Here is an 18064-nt window from a genome sequence, read left to right as displayed (position 1 = left end):
GACAGCCCTTAGCCACTATGTGATTAGTTTTTAGTTTTCCTTATTTTTATTTTTACTTTTACTTACTTTCTTTTACTTTTTGCTGTCAGCCTTCCTGCGAATAATCACTGCTCCAGCTGCGGCAGCAAGCAAGAGGAGGAAGACAGAGCTGACGGCCCCCAGGCCAGCGCCTGTTGCTGACAGGCGGGAAGTGCCTGGAGATGTTGTGGCAGGAGCAGCGGAAATCTTGCCTCCCTTCCGGTTCACACCGTTCTGGTTTTTATCACCAGCCGGATGCTGGGCAATCTTCCCATCTGCTGACCCATGAGACTGAGTGTTCTTACCGGACGGATTCTTTGAAGGAGACGGGGCAGACTTAGCCGGAGCTTTCACCTTCAGGGAGTCACTGGCAAGAGCCGGTGCCGTCTTATTCTTGTCGGTCACCACATCAGTCACCACAATAGTATGCTTCCCTGCTGGTGCCGAAGCAGGAATTGTCACCGTGACAGAGGCACTCCCCTTGCTGTCTGTGGTGACATTAGTCAGCCTGATCGGAGACGAGTGCAGCCAGAGCGTGTACTCGGTATGGGCCTTCAGACCAGAAATGAACACTGTCAGCCGACCGCCGGCAACAATCACATGGACACTGAGCTTCAAGGCAGGCTTGGAACTCTTACCATGATCCTTGTCCTGATCAGACTTGCCGCTGGAAGCCTTGAGCAGGCTGCCCTGGCGCAGAACCAGAGTTCCCAGGGCAGGCAGAATGTAGGTTCCATCAGAGTTTACCTCTGTGAACCGGGAGCCTTGTCCCTCCCTGCTGTCCATCTTTCCTGTCTTCACCAGTTTGGCGATGGCGGCAACAGCCTTGGTATCAACTGTGTTCCCAGAGGAAACTACCGTATAGGTGGACTTTTTCAGGCCGGACAGCTTCTTCTGGCTGGTGTTGGCATTGAAAGCCACCACATAGGTACCGGAAGAATCGGACAGCTCAAAAGCCAGAACTCCGTCAGATTGAGCCAAAACCTTGCTGTGAGCGTTCAAAGAAGCATAGCTCCTCTGCCTGAGGGCAGGAACAGCCTTGCGCAAGGCAATCAAACCCTTAACGTAATCAGCAGAAGCCTTATAGGTACTGAGCCGATCCCAATCAATAGCGTTGACCGAATCCCCGGCATTGTAGCTGTTGTCATTGCCGCCCTTAGTTCTTAGAAAAGCCTGACCCAGCTGAATTTCAGGAGTGCCCTGAGAGAGCAGAACCATGGAGTTGGCCAGCTCATCACGCTTGGTAATGGTGGCGTCACTCTCCTTGGGCATACTGGCCTTCAATTTGTCATATAAGGTCAGATTATCGTGAACCTCCACATACTGCACTACCTGAGAGGGGCCACTGTACTTCACGTTGGCATTCCCGTTAGTGCAGGCAGCAAATCCTTTCTGATTCTGGCAGCCCAAGAAGTTATTAGCCAGCAGGCTTTCATTCCCAAACTGTCCCTGAACAAATCCCTTGGCTTCAGCATTGAAAACGCTGCCCTTGATGGCATCGCGGTAGGAATCATTGAAGAAACCAATTGTGGACTTGTTCGTCGTCAACTGGTAGCCATTAGGCTGAATGGACATCTTGTCCTTGCCCATGGTGGTATTCATATCCCAGCCTTCACCAACGACCATGATGGAAGGATCAATCTTATCGAGGGCAGAACGGACGGCCTTCATGGTCTGCAGATCAAGCAGACCCATCAGGTCAAAGCGGAAGCCATCCAGGTTGTAATTCTTGGCCCAGTACGTCACTGAATCCACAATGTACTTACGAACCATAGATCTCTCCGAAGCCGTATCATTGCCGCATCCAGAGTTGCTGACCAGGTTTCCGCTGCTGTCATAGCGGAAGTAATAGCCAGGAACAATCTGATTGAAAACATGCTTGTTGGCATCATAAACATGGTTATAAACCACATCCATGATGACCCTGATTCCGGCCTTGTGCAAGCCCTGAATCATCTGCTTCATCTCAGTGATGCGGGTGGATGGGGTGGCCGGATTGCTGGAATATGACCCTTCAGGAACATTGTAGTTCATAGGATCGTAGCCCCAGTTATAGGCCACATTGTTGCCAATCTCTCCGTTGACATTGTTGAAATCGTAAGTAGGCATAATCTGAACGTGAGTGGTGCCGGACTCCTTCAGATAATCCAGACCCGTGGCCTGCCCCTTGGAATTCTTGGTCCCTTTCTCAACAACGCCCAGATACTTGCCTCGCTTGGACTGAGACACTCCAGAAGTAGAAGAGGCAGAGAAATCTCGGATGGACATCTCGGTGATCACCGCATCGGTCGGGTTGCTGAAGGCTGACATGCGCTTGCCCCAATTCGCCGGGGTCATTTCCTTGGCAGAAAGCACAACTGAACGGCCTCCGTTGACTGTAGAAGCCCGTCCATAAGGATCGGCAGCCTGATTGACTTTTCCGTCGGGGAAGGTCAGGGTGAAATCGTAGGCAGTATCCTTGCAGTCTCCCTTTACGGTTACTGTCCACACTCCCCTACCGGACAGGGTCATGTTGTAGGACTTGTCCAAGCCAGAATCAGATACGGTAGATCTGTAGGTATTGAGCTTGACAGACTGAGCAGTCGGTGCCCATACCTTGAAGGTAGTGCTCTTCTGAGAGTAAGTAGCGCCAAGATCGTTGCCACTGTATGAGTACTTGGCATCAAAAGCATTAGTCCTAACCATGGAACCGGCGATGGCAGTAGCATCATTGTAGCCGGTAATGGAAATCTTCACAGCTTCATTAGCCTTGATTTCATCACTAGTGGTGATAATGACCTTGGTGCCATCGACCTTATAGGACTTAATCTTTTTAGAGTCCAGGCTGATCTTCCCTTGTAGATTGTCAGCAGAAGCTGTGCGGTTGAGGGTTACAGTAATCTCATTCAAACCGCTGATTTCCGCATGGGTAATCTTGCTGGATAGGTCTATCACACTAGGGTTGGTATATACCGTAGTGTCTGCAGACACAATCCAGACTTCTGCCTTGCCCGTATTCTTCCCGGTTATGGTGATAGCTGACCAAGGAATAGACCTGCCGCCATCAGCATCCACGCCATTGCTCTCACGGCCAGTCCAGGCATCCCCGCCATAGCGGATGATGAATTTCGCTCCCGTTACTCCGCTGTCTGAGCTCAGACTGTAGGTGGCAATCTTGCCGAAGGAATCATGGGAGCTGAAGGTGGCCGGCAGGCCGTCAGCAATACCATCGGCCCACTTCCACACATCCCAGTTGTCGTAATTGCCATCGGGACGATGATAGTGAATGGTCACATCCAGCTTAGTAAGCTTGATTCCTGCCTGGGCAGGAGGTTCAGTATAGGTTGTTTCATCGCCTCCCAGGACCCAGATTTCTCCGGTTCCGCTGGACGTGTCGACCGTGCGGTCAGACTGACCGTCCTTGTTCCAATCGGTGGTGGTGACAATCACACCCAGGGACTTATACGCTCCATCGAAGTTCATGGAGAACACCTTGCCGAAGGAATCACTGGCCTGATTGAAGGCATAATTCTTTCCATCAAGGGTCTTCCCAGTCTTGCTGGTTCCCCACACATAGACTCCACGCTGATCAGCAGCTGTATCGCCGGACTTCGGCCGGTAATGGACAATCAGCTTGGTCGATGCTTTGTCGGTTACTGAGCAGGGAGCTGAGGCAGAAATTTTCCCGTTGGCAACGGTAACATCCTCCTGCTTGGAGATCGTGTAGTTCCCGCTGTCGGCCCCGTTGGGATGGTCCCAGGTACCATTGCCATCATTGAAAAGGAACTCCAAACTTCCATCCACCAGCTTGACTGATGCTGAATAGTAGCCATCGCAGGCCTTGGTCATTGCCTCCCCGGGAACATCAGTCCATCCGTCAGCGGTCTGATGATGAATATATGGAGTCTTCCAATCAGTCTTGAAGTAAATGGTAACCGTGTTATCGGTCTTCTGGGAAGACTTATTGTCTTCCTGAGAGATATCAGGATCCATAGGATCGGACTTCTGAGTCCCCTTCCACGAGGACTTGAGAGCCTTGGTATAGATAGCCAAGGCAGAATGCTTAGGAACAGTAGCCTTGAAGCTGCCGTCAGCCCCTACAGTAACCGTAGAAGAGCAGTCACCTGCAGCGTAAACGTTGCAGTATTCGCCAGCAGGCAGGGAGGTGGTAAAAGTCCTGCTTATGTCGCTGGATGAATTATTGATGGCAAGGTAGCCGGTCTTTGCCCGCTCAAATGCGATGGCATCCGAGCCATTAGACCACCAGTTGGTCACCGCCCCACTGACATTGTTATGGAAGCCCACCATGCCACGGATGGACGTCCAGCGCTGAACACAGAGCCAACCCGATTTAGGCGTGCAAGAAACGTCGGGGATGCTGGTCTGGGTGGCGCCTGGAGCACCGGCGTCATGGCCTGTAGCAGAGTTTTCAAACGTGTAGCCAGAATTGATGTAAGGGGTGCCGTACCCATAGGCCAGCATGAAGGCATTAGCCAACTGATACTTAGACCCGTTTCGATAAGTCAGTGTGCTGTTGTTGCGTTCGCTGTCCCAGTTTGAAACGAAAACAGAAGCATTCTCTGAGGGAAGCAGCTTGCTGGAAAAATTCTGCAGGCCGGCCAGACCGCCGTTATTCCCATTGAAAGCATTCTTCAGATCGTAAGCAAAATTCATCTCGTGAACTTCACCAGTGCTGGTGTAGTTCTCAGGCTGAATCTCTGCTGCCTCACTGGCATTGCCCAGGGTCTCCTGATTCCAATAGATCTTGTCTTCCGCAATGCCGGACTTTTGAGCCAGTTTCACCTTAATAGCACTTAAATCCTTGGGATCCATGTGTTTGGCTGCATCAACTCGGAAACCTGCCACACCCAGATCTAGGAGCTTCTTCATATAGGCCGCAATCTTGTCCTGGACAGAGCTGCTGGCTGTGTTCAGATCCTGCAGACCAGTTACCCGGCAGTTCCATACCTCATCAGCCTTGGTATAATCACTGACATTCTTAGTGCAGGTGTGGAAATCGGAGGATGTATAGGGGACAGCAGGGAAATTGCCATCAGAATAGGTACTCCCAGCAACACCGGTACCTGCCTGGCCCGTCCCTGCCATATGGTTGATGACAGCATCAGCAATAATTCCTACACCGGCAGCCTTGCAGGTAGCAATCATGCTTTTCAGCTCTGCCTCGGTCCCTAGCTTGGAGTCAAGTTTATAGCTGACCGGCTGATAGGAGGTCCACCATTGAGCACCCTTGATAGTTTCCTGAGGAGGAGAAATCTCTACATATCCCACTCCCTCGGGGCCATATGTATCAGTACATTCCTTGGCAATCGAATTCCAGTTTTGCTGAAAAGCGATAACCGTTACATTGCGGTTGGTGGTTGCAGCTGTTCCTGATGCAGTTGCCGTGTTTGCCGGCATTGTTGCATAGGCAGATGAGTCTATACCAACAAAGCTGACAATGATCATGGAAATCGCGGCAAGCAACGACCACACAATCTTGCTTATCTTTAATTTTTTCATCTCTTACCTTACTGCTAACAGGCCGCCGTATGGTCTCTTAACCTTGGTTATATCATCCGCACGCAGACTACTACGTCCGCGGAGCACAGTTGCCGTTATTAGACCGTTCAAATAGCGACTAATCGATTCTATAAAATTTCGTCCAAGAGGTCCACTCGATCCAGAGCGTGTCTTCTCCTGCGGACACGATTCCGGGGGATTTTCCCCCAGGACACCTGTGGTCATCTAGCCGAAGAAAAGAGCATCCAGCTATATTGATGAAAAAAGATTCTACATCTCTAAATATCGAACATTCGGTCTGATTTATGATTTTATATAAAACCTACCCTCACCCAACTGCAAGTGGAGAAAACAAAAATGGCTAATTTTCGCGGTTTCAATTTATTCCCTGTGCAGTTGGGTGAAGGGTAAATTCGCCTCAGTCACCTGAAAGATCAAATTTCGGGCATCAAGGAATCGCATCCTCCTCCCAAGCCTCAGGCAGAAGGAGTCGTTTTCCGTTGAAATCAACCAAAATCAACCTAGGACCAACCAAAATCAACCCTTTTTGACCAACAGACTGATAAACATCTGATCTGTTCCATGTAGATGCTCGAAGAGTTGAATGTCTCCCGGCCGGCCGGGAAGGGGAATATCATTTTTCGAACTGATCGAAGCCACAATCGGCCGAGTATCGAGACGGGAAAGATCAGGATGCCGGTTCAGAAGAGCGTCGACCTGATGACTGGTCTCTGCCAAAACCGGAGAACAGGTAACATAAGCAAGAATTCCACCCGGTTTAAGTGCCAGATAAGCAGAGTCCAGCAGCCGCATTTGCAGGGTTGTTAGATTGGCAATATCCTCAGGTTGCTTGCGCCACCGGGATTCGGGCCTCCTGCGCAGGGCCCCGAGCCCGGAACAGGGAGCATCAACCAGAATGCGATCGCAAGCCTGCCTGTACTTCTCCCCTATGTCACGCCCATCCCATTCAGTAACATGGCTAATGATTCCAGTCTGCTGTGGAATCGCCTGCGCCCTACCTGGCTCAATAAAAGCTGAAAGATTTTTCCTCACCAGATTAGCGCGATGGTGAGCTGGCTCATTGGCAATGAGAGTAACTGCCCTTGCACGAGGATAAAGAGGAGACTCAGCAGAGGTTTCCTGATATGCGCAGGCAGCCAATAAAGCAGCTTTACCCCCTGGGCCGGCACACATATCAAGCCATTGTTCGCCAGCAGGATTGATTTTGCGAGCTTTGGCCAAAGCCAGGGCTGCCAGTTGGCTGCCTTCATCCTCTGCACCTGCCAAATTCTGACGCACCGCAGGCAAGCTACCGGGATCAAGCCCCTTAACATGAAGGGCATACGGAGAATAGGAACCGGTTGCCCACCGGGCGGTACCGCCCGAAGATTGCTGGACCTGTGCAACCAGATCTTTCACTGTAATCAAACCCGGACGGGCACACAAAACCACTTCTGCCGGCTCATTATCTGCCGCCAGTAGCTCTTCTAGGGGAGAAGAGGAATTAGACTGACCAGACTCCAAGCTATATCCGGCATAATTCCACGACTCCCGAAACTTTTCAACAATCCATTGAGGATGCGAATAGCGAAGTGCCAGCCGTCTATCAGGATTATTTTTAGGAATCCGGGAAACAAGCATAGCCTCCCATTCCTGCCGGGTTCGGGAGGTGACTGCACGCATGACGGCATTGAGGAAGCCCGGACTGGAATGAGGAGCACCATTTTTCCCCAAATCTACAGTAGTTGATACCACGGCATAATCAGCAGAATGCATAAACAAGGCCTGATAAACACCAAGCCGAAGAATATCAAGGCTGACGGCATCGACTTTCTCTACAGGCCGATGGGCGACGGCTGCAATGACTGCGTCCAGAAAGCCCTGCCAGCGCAGGGACCCATAAACTGCATCGGTAATAAAGGCCCTATCCTGAGCCGGAACATGCAGACGATCCAGTTCCTGGGGAAGAAGGAGATTCGAGAAAGCATCATCGGAATGAATTCGATGAATAATCCGGAAAGCAGCCGACCGTGCTGATTGTTCTCTGTGACTGGTCACACTCATTCCTTATCCCTTGTCTCTAATCGCAATACGCCCGAGGAGACAGATGAGCACCACGAGCCCAGTCGGCAGCCTTCATCATTTTTTTCCCCTGAGGCTTAACCAAGTCCAATTCCAGGGGATTAGTAAGAGTGCCAACCCACACATGCTTCTTTGTTACAGCCACTTGACCCGGTGAAAGGCGGGGAGGGCGGGAAGGATTATTGGATTTATCAATATGAGCCCGGCCAAGGGTCATAGTAATTCCCGAACCGGTTCCATGGCCAGAAATCGGCTTATTTGCAGCATTCCAGGCGGGATCATCACCTCCGAGGCTATCACGTCCGGGATCATCCCGTCCTGGATCATCACCACGATGAACCCTGCACCAGGCACCCGGCTGCGGGGTACAGGCACGAATTTGACGGTCAACCGCAAAAGCAGGGACATCAAAGCGAATATGGGCATCAGCAGGATGAATTTTGGAAGCAGTCTCAAAAACGCCCTCTTCCTGATCATGGGCGCTTATTTTCCCCTCTGCCAGCCCCTGCAGGGCAGCGGCTAAAAGATAAGCCCCATCAGTAGACAAACGATCGAGAAGTTCCCCGGCAGTTTCCTGAGGCCCAATTTCAACGGTTGATTGAGCGAGGATAGGTCCATCATCAAGACCAGGCCCAATCTTAAAAACGGTCGCCCCTGTGATTTCCTCCCCAGCCCAGATGGCTCTTTGAACAGGAGCAGCCCCCCTGTATTGAGGGAGAAGGGAAAAATGAAGGTTGTACCAGCCCAGAGGAAGAGCGTTCAGAGCCGGGGGCTTGAGGATCTTCCCATATGCAACAACAGCGGCAAGATCAGGATGAAGGGCTTCAATCTGTTCAAAAAACTCTTCAGAATCCGGACTGGCTTCAACAACAGGAAGGCCCAGCTCCTGGGCAGCCTCCTTGACCGGGCTGGGGGTCAGCTTCCGTCCGCGGCCAGAGGGAGCATCCGGCCGGGTCAGAACACCCACCAGCTGCAAATCTCCCCCAGCCTGAGACAAAACCTTCAATGGCGTGACTGCTGCCTGCGGGGTTCCTGCGAAAAGAATTCTCATATGGTCCACTTTATCTACTCCGGACGATTGAAGACTAGCTCAAAGATTTAGGATTAATCTGGAATTTTAGTTCCCCCTTGAGCCGGGAGGTAGCGTGCCTGGCAGCAGCCAGGTGAAGACGCTGAGCCAGCTGCCTGGTCTTGGCAACAGGTACCCGAACCGCCGCCCGAACCCGGTCATTGCTTCCCTCCAACTGCCGGTCTTTAACCGTGGAAGGAGGCGGAATAGAGATTGGCCCCAAGACAGCAGGCATACCATCCGGCAGGAAACCCCAGTCGCCGTCTGATTCCACACCAATCTCAGAAAGCAGGTCATCAATAACTTCCCGCCGGCCCCACACATTGGCGACAGTAATGGCAGGGGGCATATCAGTTTCCTGGCGGTCAGCCGTTTCCCTGGCAGACAAAAAGGAAGAATCCCACGTCATAAGGGAATGAGCAATCGCAGGTTCGCACTCTCCTAGTAAAAGTACCTGCCCCCCATCCTCATGGGAAGCACACAGGGAGGCGGCCCTCATCCAGGCGGTGAGAATGTCAATCCTGGAATCTAGCTGTGAAGCATAGAGGCTGGTCCAGGTATCCAGAATTACCACAGCCTGATAACAGGCGGCAGAAGGATGGTGAGGCCCCTGGTAGGTCTGCTGGACCCTCAGGCCCTCCCTATGCTCCATTCGGGTTAGACCGGTGCTGATAATCTGAGGCTCGGCGCCAGGAGTAGCAATGACCACCTGAGGTCGGTCTTCAATCTGGGTCACTATTCCCCTCGGCTGATGAGGAGTTGAAGTCACAATGCGGGTATGGGGGAAAAGTCCGCGCAGCTCCTGAGCCGTTCCCAAAGCCCCAACCTGAATAACCCTCATTTTTTCTCCCCCACAATGAGGGCAGGTCCATTCAGTTGCAGCAAATCCGCACCAGAGACAGCGGGGGGCCTGCCCCTGAGTCAGGGACTGCTTAAGAGGGCCAGCGCAGCGCCGACAACGGGCCTGTCTGTGGCAGGAAGAACAGATTAGGGTCATAGACTGGCCATCATGGGGTACGCAAAGCAGAACAGGACCCACTTTCAGGGCATTATTAATGATGGAAACAGCCGTATGGGGCACCCTGGCCCCAATGGTGGGATCGGTCAGATTTTCCAATTCCTGCCTATTAAAAAGCCGAACCCAGGGGGTCATTCTTTTTGTCTCTGTTGGCAGTCCCCTGACCTCCAGGACTTTTCCACAGTCTATAGCAGTCGGCCTGCCTTCTAGCTCCCACTGACTGTAAGGACTGCGAACATGTCCCAGGGCAATAAATGTTCCTTGGTGATTCCTGGCCCTTAGCCGAAGAACATCGCGGGCATTGGCATAAGGGGTAAAACCATCCGCATTTTGATAAGCACAGTCATCCACAACCACAAAAACAGCCCGGCCTTCTACCGGAGCGTACATGGCAGCCCTGGCCCCAATAACACAGGTTACTTCAGATCTGGCCAAGGCCATGTAGGAGCGATATCGTTCCTCTGGAGTCATCATTCCGGCGAGAATACAGTAATCTCCCTGCCAGACCCCGCGAGCAGAACGCTGGGCATAAGCCTTAAGCCCGCAGGCCTGAAGACGCTGATGAAGCTGACGGATGTGAGCAGCATCAGGCAATTCCACTACGATGGGCCGGTCCGACTCCAGGCTTTTCATGATCAACCAGGACAGGTCGTCAGCCCAGGTATTGACTCCGGGCAGGCAATCCCAGACAAGGCTGTTGACTGCAGACTGCTCCCAGGCGCGATTCAAGGCATCACTGTGCTGATACAGTTTACGAATGCGCTCAGTCTGATTCTGATACGCTTGCAGAGTTTCCTGACTAAAAGGATAACCCGCCCGGGAACCTGCAGAAAAACCAGACTGCCTGCCAGGCCTGGCTGACGACCTGCCGAATCTGGGCTCTTTATCTACATGAGCCACCCGGGGAGGAACCGCCAGGCGAATAATATTAGCCCTGGTACCCCCGAAAAAATCTGCAATATCACTGATATCCTGCCTCATCTGAGCTGGAACAAGAATGGAGGATCCCATAACCCGCTCGAGAAAGCGTAAAGAACTGCGGGGGGCTGTACTTGTATCAGATCGATTCCAGATAATTCCGTTGAGCAGCCGGCCTCCAAAACGCACCCGCACTAAAGCGCCGGGCTGAGCCCTGTCTGATTGGGATTCTTCCACCAGATAATCAAAAGTCTGGCCCAGATGAGCTGCCTGCACATCTATGACTACCTGAGCAAAGGGCAGGCTCCCAGCAGGAACCTTCTGCTGAGCAGAACTCCTGCGCTTGCGCGGGGCCAGGCCTTCCAGCGTCATCTGTTCGCCCAAAATGACCATACTGTTACCCTACTACAGAGAGACTAAGAGACAAAATAGTTATCCCGGTGCCTGAAACGATGTGTTGCCGCAGGTCTCCCAGACCCTGGCTATCCCTTATCTAACCCTGCTATCTAACACTACCTGAGGTCTTGTCTACCTGAGATCCTGCAAGCCCAGGGCTGCTGTCAGCTGATCTGTCTTCGTGGTTTTTTCCCAGGTGAAGGTGTCATCAGTCCTGCCAAAGTGGCCGTAGACAGCAGTTTTGCTGTAGATTGGCCTCAGTAGATTAAGATCATCAATAATAGCACCGGGCCGCAGATCAAAAACGGATTCCACAGCTTGAGCCAGCTGAGCATCGGAAATTTGCGGATGAGTCCCGGTCCCAAAAGTATCAACATTAATGGATACAGGTTCAGCTACTCCAATGGCGTAGGCTAACTGGACTTCGACCTTATGGGCCAGGCCGGCAGCAACGATATTTTTTGCAACCCAGCGAGCAGCATAGGCAGCAGACCGATCCACCTTACTGGGATCTTTACCCGAAAAAGCCCCTCCCCCATGGTGGCCCAGACCCCCATAGGTGTCCACAATAATCTTGCGTCCGGTCAGGCCAGCATCAGCAGCCGGACCTCCCAGGACAAAAGATCCGGTGGGATTAACCAGCAAGCGGTAGCTGCTGTGCTCGATCTGACCCGTGCATTCAGCTGTCAGAACCAGATCCAGGGTGGGACTGATTACATGCTCCACCAGCTGTTCCCGCAGCCAATCCTGGCTGACTTCAGGATCATGCTGGGTAGAAATCAGAATAGTATCAATGCGCACAGGACGGCCGTCATCCCCATATTCCACCGTCACCTGGGTTTTCCCATCCGGCCTTAAATGAGGGACAAGTCCTTTCTTGCGCACATAAGCCAGACGTTCAGCCAGGCGGTGAGCCAGTTCTATAGGCAGGGGCATGAGGACAGCCGTCTCGTCACTGGCATACCCGAACATAATTCCCTGGTCGCCAGCCCCCTGCCTCTCGTACCGCTCTTCCCGGGTTGACGCCTGGCGGGAAATACCGGCATTAATTTCGGGACTCTGTTCGTTAATAGAAACCAGCACCCCTACACTGTCAGCATCCATACCCACGCGGGAGCTAGTATAGCCAATCTTTTTCAGGGTATCACGCACAATCTGATTAATGTTGACATAGCCCTGAGAACTGACTTCGCCAAAGACCAGGAACTGGCCAACAGTTGCGCAGGTTTCCACTGCCACATGAGAAGTCGGATCCTGGCTAAGAAGAGCATCTAATACGGCATCAGAAATCTGATCACATACTTTATCCGGGTGGCCTTCAGTGACGGATTCGGAGGTAATAAAACGGTGGTTATTCACAATATACAATAAAAATATGCAATAAATCTGATTGATTTTTTAGTTCAAGACGCCTTCAGACAAGTCATCTTCACCCAAAGTTTCTTCCAAAAGACCTTCGTTAATCTCCCGGAAGGCAATGGTCAACGGTTTCTCCTGATTCTTGTACTCCACCAGAGGGCCAACATTCTGTAGGAGTCCCTCATTGAGCTGGGTGAAGTAAGAATTAATCTGGCGGGCCCGCTTGGCAGCAAACATCACCAAAGCATAGCGTGACTGAGCATGCTTGTCGAGCTCATCAATAGGGGGATTAGCCAAACCTTCAGGCTGAGGAACAGTACCTAATGCCATTTTTCTCCAATGCAGACACGAACCCGGCCAGACCGGACTCTTCAATTCTTGTACACGTTTACAGAGAATTAAGTATACTCACCGGACCCGAAAAATCCAGTACACCTGGACTTAATCAGCTCTCATCTTAATCAACTCTCGTCTTAATCCCTTCTTATCTTAATCAGCCGCAGGTTTCTTTTTGGCTGTCAGCAACCCCAGCTTCTGGATACCGGAGAACATGCGGGCATAGCCAAAGAGGGACCGACCTCCATCGAGAGTCTCAATCTGAGCCATATCGTTAGCCGAGAGGGTAAAGTCCCAAATATCAAGGTTCTGTTCCATCCGGTCCCTGTGAGAAGACTTGGGAATAATGACCGTTCCCTGCTGGGTCACATAGCGCAGGGCTACCTGGGCAGCAGTTTTATTGTACTGATCACCAATTTCAATCAGAAGCGGGTTTGTAAAAATTCCCTTCTTGCCTTCTGCCATGGGAGCCCAGGCCTCGGGCTGGATTCCGTTTTGCTTCATCAGGCTCACAGATTCTTTCTGCTGGAAGAAAACATGATTTTCCACCTGATTCACCGCAGGAACAACATTCGCTCTGCCGGCAAGATCAAGAAGCCGATCGTTTTCCATATTGGAAACACCAATTGCCCGGATTTTCCCCTCGTGGTAGAGATCCTCCAGGGCCCGGTAAGCCCATAGGTAGTTGCCCACACTCTGATGGAGGAGAACCAGGTCCAGATAATCAGTCCTCAGCAAAGACAAGGACCGTTCCACGCTATCTATGGTCTTGTCATAACCAAAATTGCTGACCCAGACCTTGGTGGTCAGGAAAACCTCTTCCCTCTTGATTCCACTTTCCTCCACAGCCAGGCCAACCGCTGCCTCATTATGATAAAACTGGGCAGTATCAATCAGACGGTAACCCACATCCAGGGCCTGATCAACAATTTCCTGGCATTCCTCTGCCTTAGGAATCTGAAAAACACCAAAACCTTCCTGAGGCATAGCCACACCATTATTAAGGATGACATAAGGAACATGACCAGGCAGAGGTTTGCTCATGGGCTCCTCCCGTTCCTGGTCCTCTCCTTCTTCTGGCATAAGCTGATTTTTGCTCATGGTCATACCACCTTTATTGTGACTATTCCCCATTGCTTGTTTCATCTTCTCATTTGATACTTACAAAAAAGCCTGTGGGCGAAACACCGCCCACAGGCTAAGGACTTGGCTGTCTTTATACGGACAGCTTACTGATTCAGATCAGGCTGATCAGGTAGATCCTGCTCAGGCTCGTCTGACGTGGGCTTTTCAGCTTCTGACGGATCGACTTCTGCCGCACCGCCCAAATCGTTGAGGAAGTCATCAGGATTGAAGTCATCGCTGATGTTGAGCTGGTTGAAATCAATCTTGTTGAAATCAATATCATCCAGACCCTGACCATCATCAACAGTAATTTCCTCAGGCTCATCACCTAAGCCAAAACTGGGGTAGATAGTGTCACGGATGGCCTTGTCAGGCTCCACCTGGGCATTGCGGTAACGGGCCAGGCCGGTACCGGCAGGAATGAGCTTACCGATGATAACGTTCTCTTTCAGACCCTTGAGATCATCAACCTTATTCTGAATAGCAGCTTCTGTCAGAACCCGGGTTGTCTCCTGGAAGGAGGCGGCAGACAACCAGGACTCGGTTGCCAGGGAAGCCTTAGTAATTCCCATCAGTTCAGGACGACCATCTGCCGGACGGCCGCCTGCGGCAGCAATCTGCTCATTGGTCGCACGAAGAATCTGACGGTCGACAAGCTCGCCTTCCAGATACTTGCTGTCTCCAGGGGCAGTAATGACAGCCCTCCTCAGCATTTGGTGAACAATGACTTCAATATGCTTATCGTGGATGTCTACACCCTGGGAGCGATAGACATCATGAACGCCTTCCACAATAGCTACTTGGGCAGCACGGGGGCCGAGGACTTCCAGGATACGCTTAGGATCAACGGAACCTTCAATCAGGGCGGTACCGGCGTCTACATGCTGACCATCCTTGACCAAGAGAGGAACCCGGCGGGTAACCTTGTACTCATAGGTCTCATCGGACTCATCAGCAGAAACTGTAATAGTCCGCCCCCGGTCATTGTCTTCAATATGAACAGTTCCATCCACATCAGTAATGGGAGCTTCACCCTTAGGAGTGCGGGCTTCAAAAAGCTCAGCAACACGAGGAAGACCCTGAGTGATATCGGAAGCTGATGCCACACCACCCGAGTGGAAGGACCGGAGAGTTAGCTGGGTACCAGGTTCGCCAATGGACTGGGCAGCCACAATACCTACTGCTTCGCCCACGTCAACCAGTCGGTTGGTAGCCAGGGACCAGCCGTAGCACTTAGCGCACACCCCCCTCTTGGATTCGCAGGTCAGTACAGACCGGGCCCTGACTGATGTAACTTTGTGAGCTACCAGATCTTTGAGCACGTCCATAGACAGGGCTTGATCGCGACGGTAGAGGACAGTCTTACCATCAGCCGGATCTACTACATCGGCAGCAAGCAAACGGGAGTAAGGGCCGCCGTCAGCATTTTTGACCAGCTGCAGGTCTCCATTCTCGTCAGGCTCAGCAACCACAATTTTCAGGCCGTGCTTCGTGCCGCAATCTTCTTCACGAACAATCACATCCTGGGATACATCCACCAGACGACGGGTCAGGTAACCAGACTCTGCTGTACGCAATGCTGTATCTGCCAGACCCTTGCGGGCACCGTGCTGAGAAATGAAGTATTCCAGCACCGACAGACCATCCCGATAGTTGGACTTGACAGGACGAGGAATAATCTCGCCTCGAGGGTTAGCCACCAGGCCACGCATACCGGCAATCTGACGGATCTGCATCCAGTTTCCGCGGGCACCAGACTGAACCATAATGTTCACGTTGTTGTCCTCGTAGAAATTCTTCTGCATGGCGTCAGCAACCTTATCGGTGCATTCGGTCCAGAGGTTGATCAGCTCCTGACGGCGTTCCTCTTCTGTCAGCAGACCCATAGCATACTGATCGTTGACCTTGTCTGCCTGAGCTTCGTATTCACTGACTATCTGCTGATGCTCAGGAGGAGCAACAATATCAGAGAAAGCAATGGTTACGCCAGCCCATTGAGCCCGGGTGAAGCCCAGATCCTTGAGAGCGTCCAGGGTTGCAGCAACCTGTTCAGTAGGATAGCGGGCAGCTATATCATCGACAATGCCCGACAGCTTGCCCTTGGGAACCTGCTCATTGATATAAGGGTAATCTACAGGCAGGGTCTCGTTAAAGAGAAGACGTCCGTAAGTGGTGGCAAAAAGGATGGTTCCGTCAGCCATACGTTCCTCGTGGGCGAGAGAATCCTCACCCTGACGAGGGTCAACAACCTCAACCTGGCCAGGCTCCCAGCCGGTAGGAAGAACAAAATCGGCCGGCATACGCAGAAGGATGGTAGCCTGGGTGTCAATTTCACCCAAATCCAAAGCCATCCGTGCCTCTTCCCGGGAACCGAAAATCCGGCCCTGGCCCTTGGCCCCGGCCTTTTCCGTGGTCAAATAATAAAGGCCAAGAATCATATCCTGGGAAGGCATAGTAACAGCATGACCATCAGCCGGCTTGAGGATGTTGTCAGAACCCAGCATGAGGGCCCGGGCTTCAGCCTGAGCTTCAGCTCCCAGGGGCAGATGGACTGCCATCTGATCTCCATCAAAGTCTGCGTTGAAAGCGGCGCAGGCCAGAGGAGGCAGATGAATAGCCTTACCTTCCACCAGGACCGGCTCGAAGGCCTGAATTCCCAGTCGGTGCAGGGTAGGTGCACGGTTGAGCAGAACTGGATGGTTAGAGATAACCTCTTCCAAAACATCCCACACCACAGAGTCCCCGCGATCAACCAGACGCTTGGCGCTCTTCATATTCTGAGCATACTGTTGTTCCACCAAACGCTTGATAACAAAGGGCTTGAAAAGCTCCAAAGCCATGGATTTGGGCAGACCGCACTGATGCATGCGCAGGCTGGGCCCAACCACGATTACAGAACGGCCGGAATAGTCTACCCGCTTGCCCAACAGATTCTGGCGGAACCGGCCCTGCTTGCCCTTGAGCATGTCTGACAGGGACTTTAGCGGCCGGTTGGAAGCACCGGTCACTGCACGGCCACGGCGGCCGTTGTCGAAGAGGGAGTCAACAGCTTCCTGAAGCATGCGCTTTTCATTGTTAAGCATGATTTCAGGAGCGTGCAGCTCAATCAGCCTTTTGAGGCGGTTGTTGCGATTGATTACTCGGCGGTAGAGATCGTTCAGATCGGAAGTAGCAAAACGACCGCCGTCCAGCTGCACCATTGGACGCAGATCCGGAGGAATGACAGGGATGACATCCAGAACCATATCAGCAGGACTCTTTCCTGTATTGATAAAGGCCATGATCACCTTGAGCCTCTTCAAAGCCCGGGCCTTGCGCTGGCCATTGCCCTTCTCCACGTCTTCACGCAAGCTCTGAGCAGCTGACTGCAAGTCGAAGTCCTGCAGACGCTTCTTGACAGCCTCGGCACCCATACTGCCATCAAAGTAATCGCCGTAGCGGTCCTTCATTTCCCGCCAGAGGTCAACATCGCCTTCCATATCGCCAGGCTTGAGGCTGACAAAGCGGTCCCAGACCGCGCGCAAACGGGAAATCTCGTCGTCATAACGCTGACGGATTGCCTTCAGCTCACGCTCTGCGCTGGTACGCAGCTTGGCTTTAGCCTTGGGATCTGTTTCAGGATCAGATTCCAAGAGGGTATCCAGGTCCTCTTCCAGTTTCTTGGCTCGTTTGTCAAGTTCGTTGTCACGCCGCTTGCTCAAGGTCTGAATATCAGTATCCAGCTCATTCTGCAGCTTAACCAGATCTTTCTGACGCTGTTGCTCATCGACAGAAGTGACCATGTAGGCAGCAAAGTAGATGACTTTCTCCAAGTCCTTGGGGGAAATGTCCAGGAGATAACCCAGACGACTGGGAACTCCCTTGAAGAACCAGATGTGGGTTACAGGGGCAGCAAGTTCAATATGCCCCATCCGTTCGCGGCGCACACGGGAACGGGTAACTTCCACCCCGCAGCGTTCGCAGACAATACCTTTGAATCGCACGCGCTTATATTTACCGCATGCACACTCCCAATCCCTGGTCGGTCCAAAGATCTGTTCTCCAAAAAGACCGTCTTTCTCAGGCTTGAGGGTTCTATAGTTGATAGTCTCCGGCTTCTTGACCTCTCCGTAGCTCCAGCTGCGAATATCATCGGCGCTTGCGAGACCGATACGTACCGTATCAAATGCATTAACGTCCAGCACTATGTGTCCTGTCTGTTGATTTTTATGATTTCTTGTTTTCTTGATTCTTGCTTCTGCTTT

At 52.0% G+C, this 18064-nt stretch carries 8 protein-coding genes; all 8 read right to left on the bottom strand.

The window, feature by feature from the left end:
* Window positions 1-72: 72 nt before the first annotated feature.
* Window positions 73-5517 (bottom strand): type I pullulanase, encoded by a 5445-nt coding sequence (gene pulA, locus SCIP_RS01160; RefSeq protein WP_048349249.1) that lies wholly within the window; start codon window positions 5515-5517, stop codon window positions 73-75.
* 537 nt (window positions 5518-6054) lie between these two features.
* The gene (locus SCIP_RS01155; RefSeq protein ID WP_040590427.1) at window positions 6055-7581 is read right to left on the bottom strand and encodes an RsmB/NOP family class I SAM-dependent RNA methyltransferase; all 1527 of its coding nucleotides are present in this window, start codon (window positions 7579-7581) and stop codon (window positions 6055-6057) included.
* 16 nt (window positions 7582-7597) lie between these two features.
* On the bottom strand, window positions 7598-8650 hold the full coding sequence (gene fmt / locus SCIP_RS01150) for a methionyl-tRNA formyltransferase (protein ID WP_040590426.1): 1053 nt from the start codon (window positions 8648-8650) through the stop codon (window positions 7598-7600).
* Window positions 8651-8684: 34 nt separating this feature from the next.
* A complete protein-coding gene (locus SCIP_RS01145) occupies window positions 8685-10997 on the bottom strand; it encodes a primosomal protein N' family DNA-binding protein (protein WP_006292658.1) in 2313 nt (770 codons plus the stop codon).
* Between the two features lie 135 nt (window positions 10998-11132).
* On the bottom strand, window positions 11133-12359 hold the full coding sequence (gene metK, locus SCIP_RS01140) for a methionine adenosyltransferase (protein ID WP_006292657.1): 1227 nt from the start codon (window positions 12357-12359) through the stop codon (window positions 11133-11135).
* 39 nt (window positions 12360-12398) lie between these two features.
* Window positions 12399-12689, bottom strand: coding sequence for a DNA-directed RNA polymerase subunit omega (gene rpoZ, locus SCIP_RS01135; RefSeq protein WP_006292656.1), 291 nt, complete (start codon window positions 12687-12689; stop codon window positions 12399-12401).
* Between the two features lie 159 nt (window positions 12690-12848).
* Window positions 12849-13739, bottom strand: coding sequence for an aldo/keto reductase (locus tag SCIP_RS01130; protein WP_006292655.1), 891 nt, complete (start codon window positions 13737-13739; stop codon window positions 12849-12851).
* A gap of 185 nt (window positions 13740-13924) precedes the next feature.
* A complete protein-coding gene (locus SCIP_RS01125) occupies window positions 13925-18004 on the bottom strand; it encodes a DNA-directed RNA polymerase subunit beta' (RefSeq protein ID WP_006292654.1) in 4080 nt (1359 codons plus the stop codon).
* Window positions 18005-18064 lie beyond the last annotated feature (60 nt).

The organism is Scardovia inopinata JCM 12537, from assembly GCF_001042695.1.
GTDB lineage: Bacteria > Actinomycetota > Actinomycetes > Actinomycetales > Bifidobacteriaceae > Scardovia > Scardovia inopinata.
The sequence above is the reverse complement of the archived record's forward strand: the minus strand, read 5'-3'. Positions and strand labels throughout refer to the sequence as shown.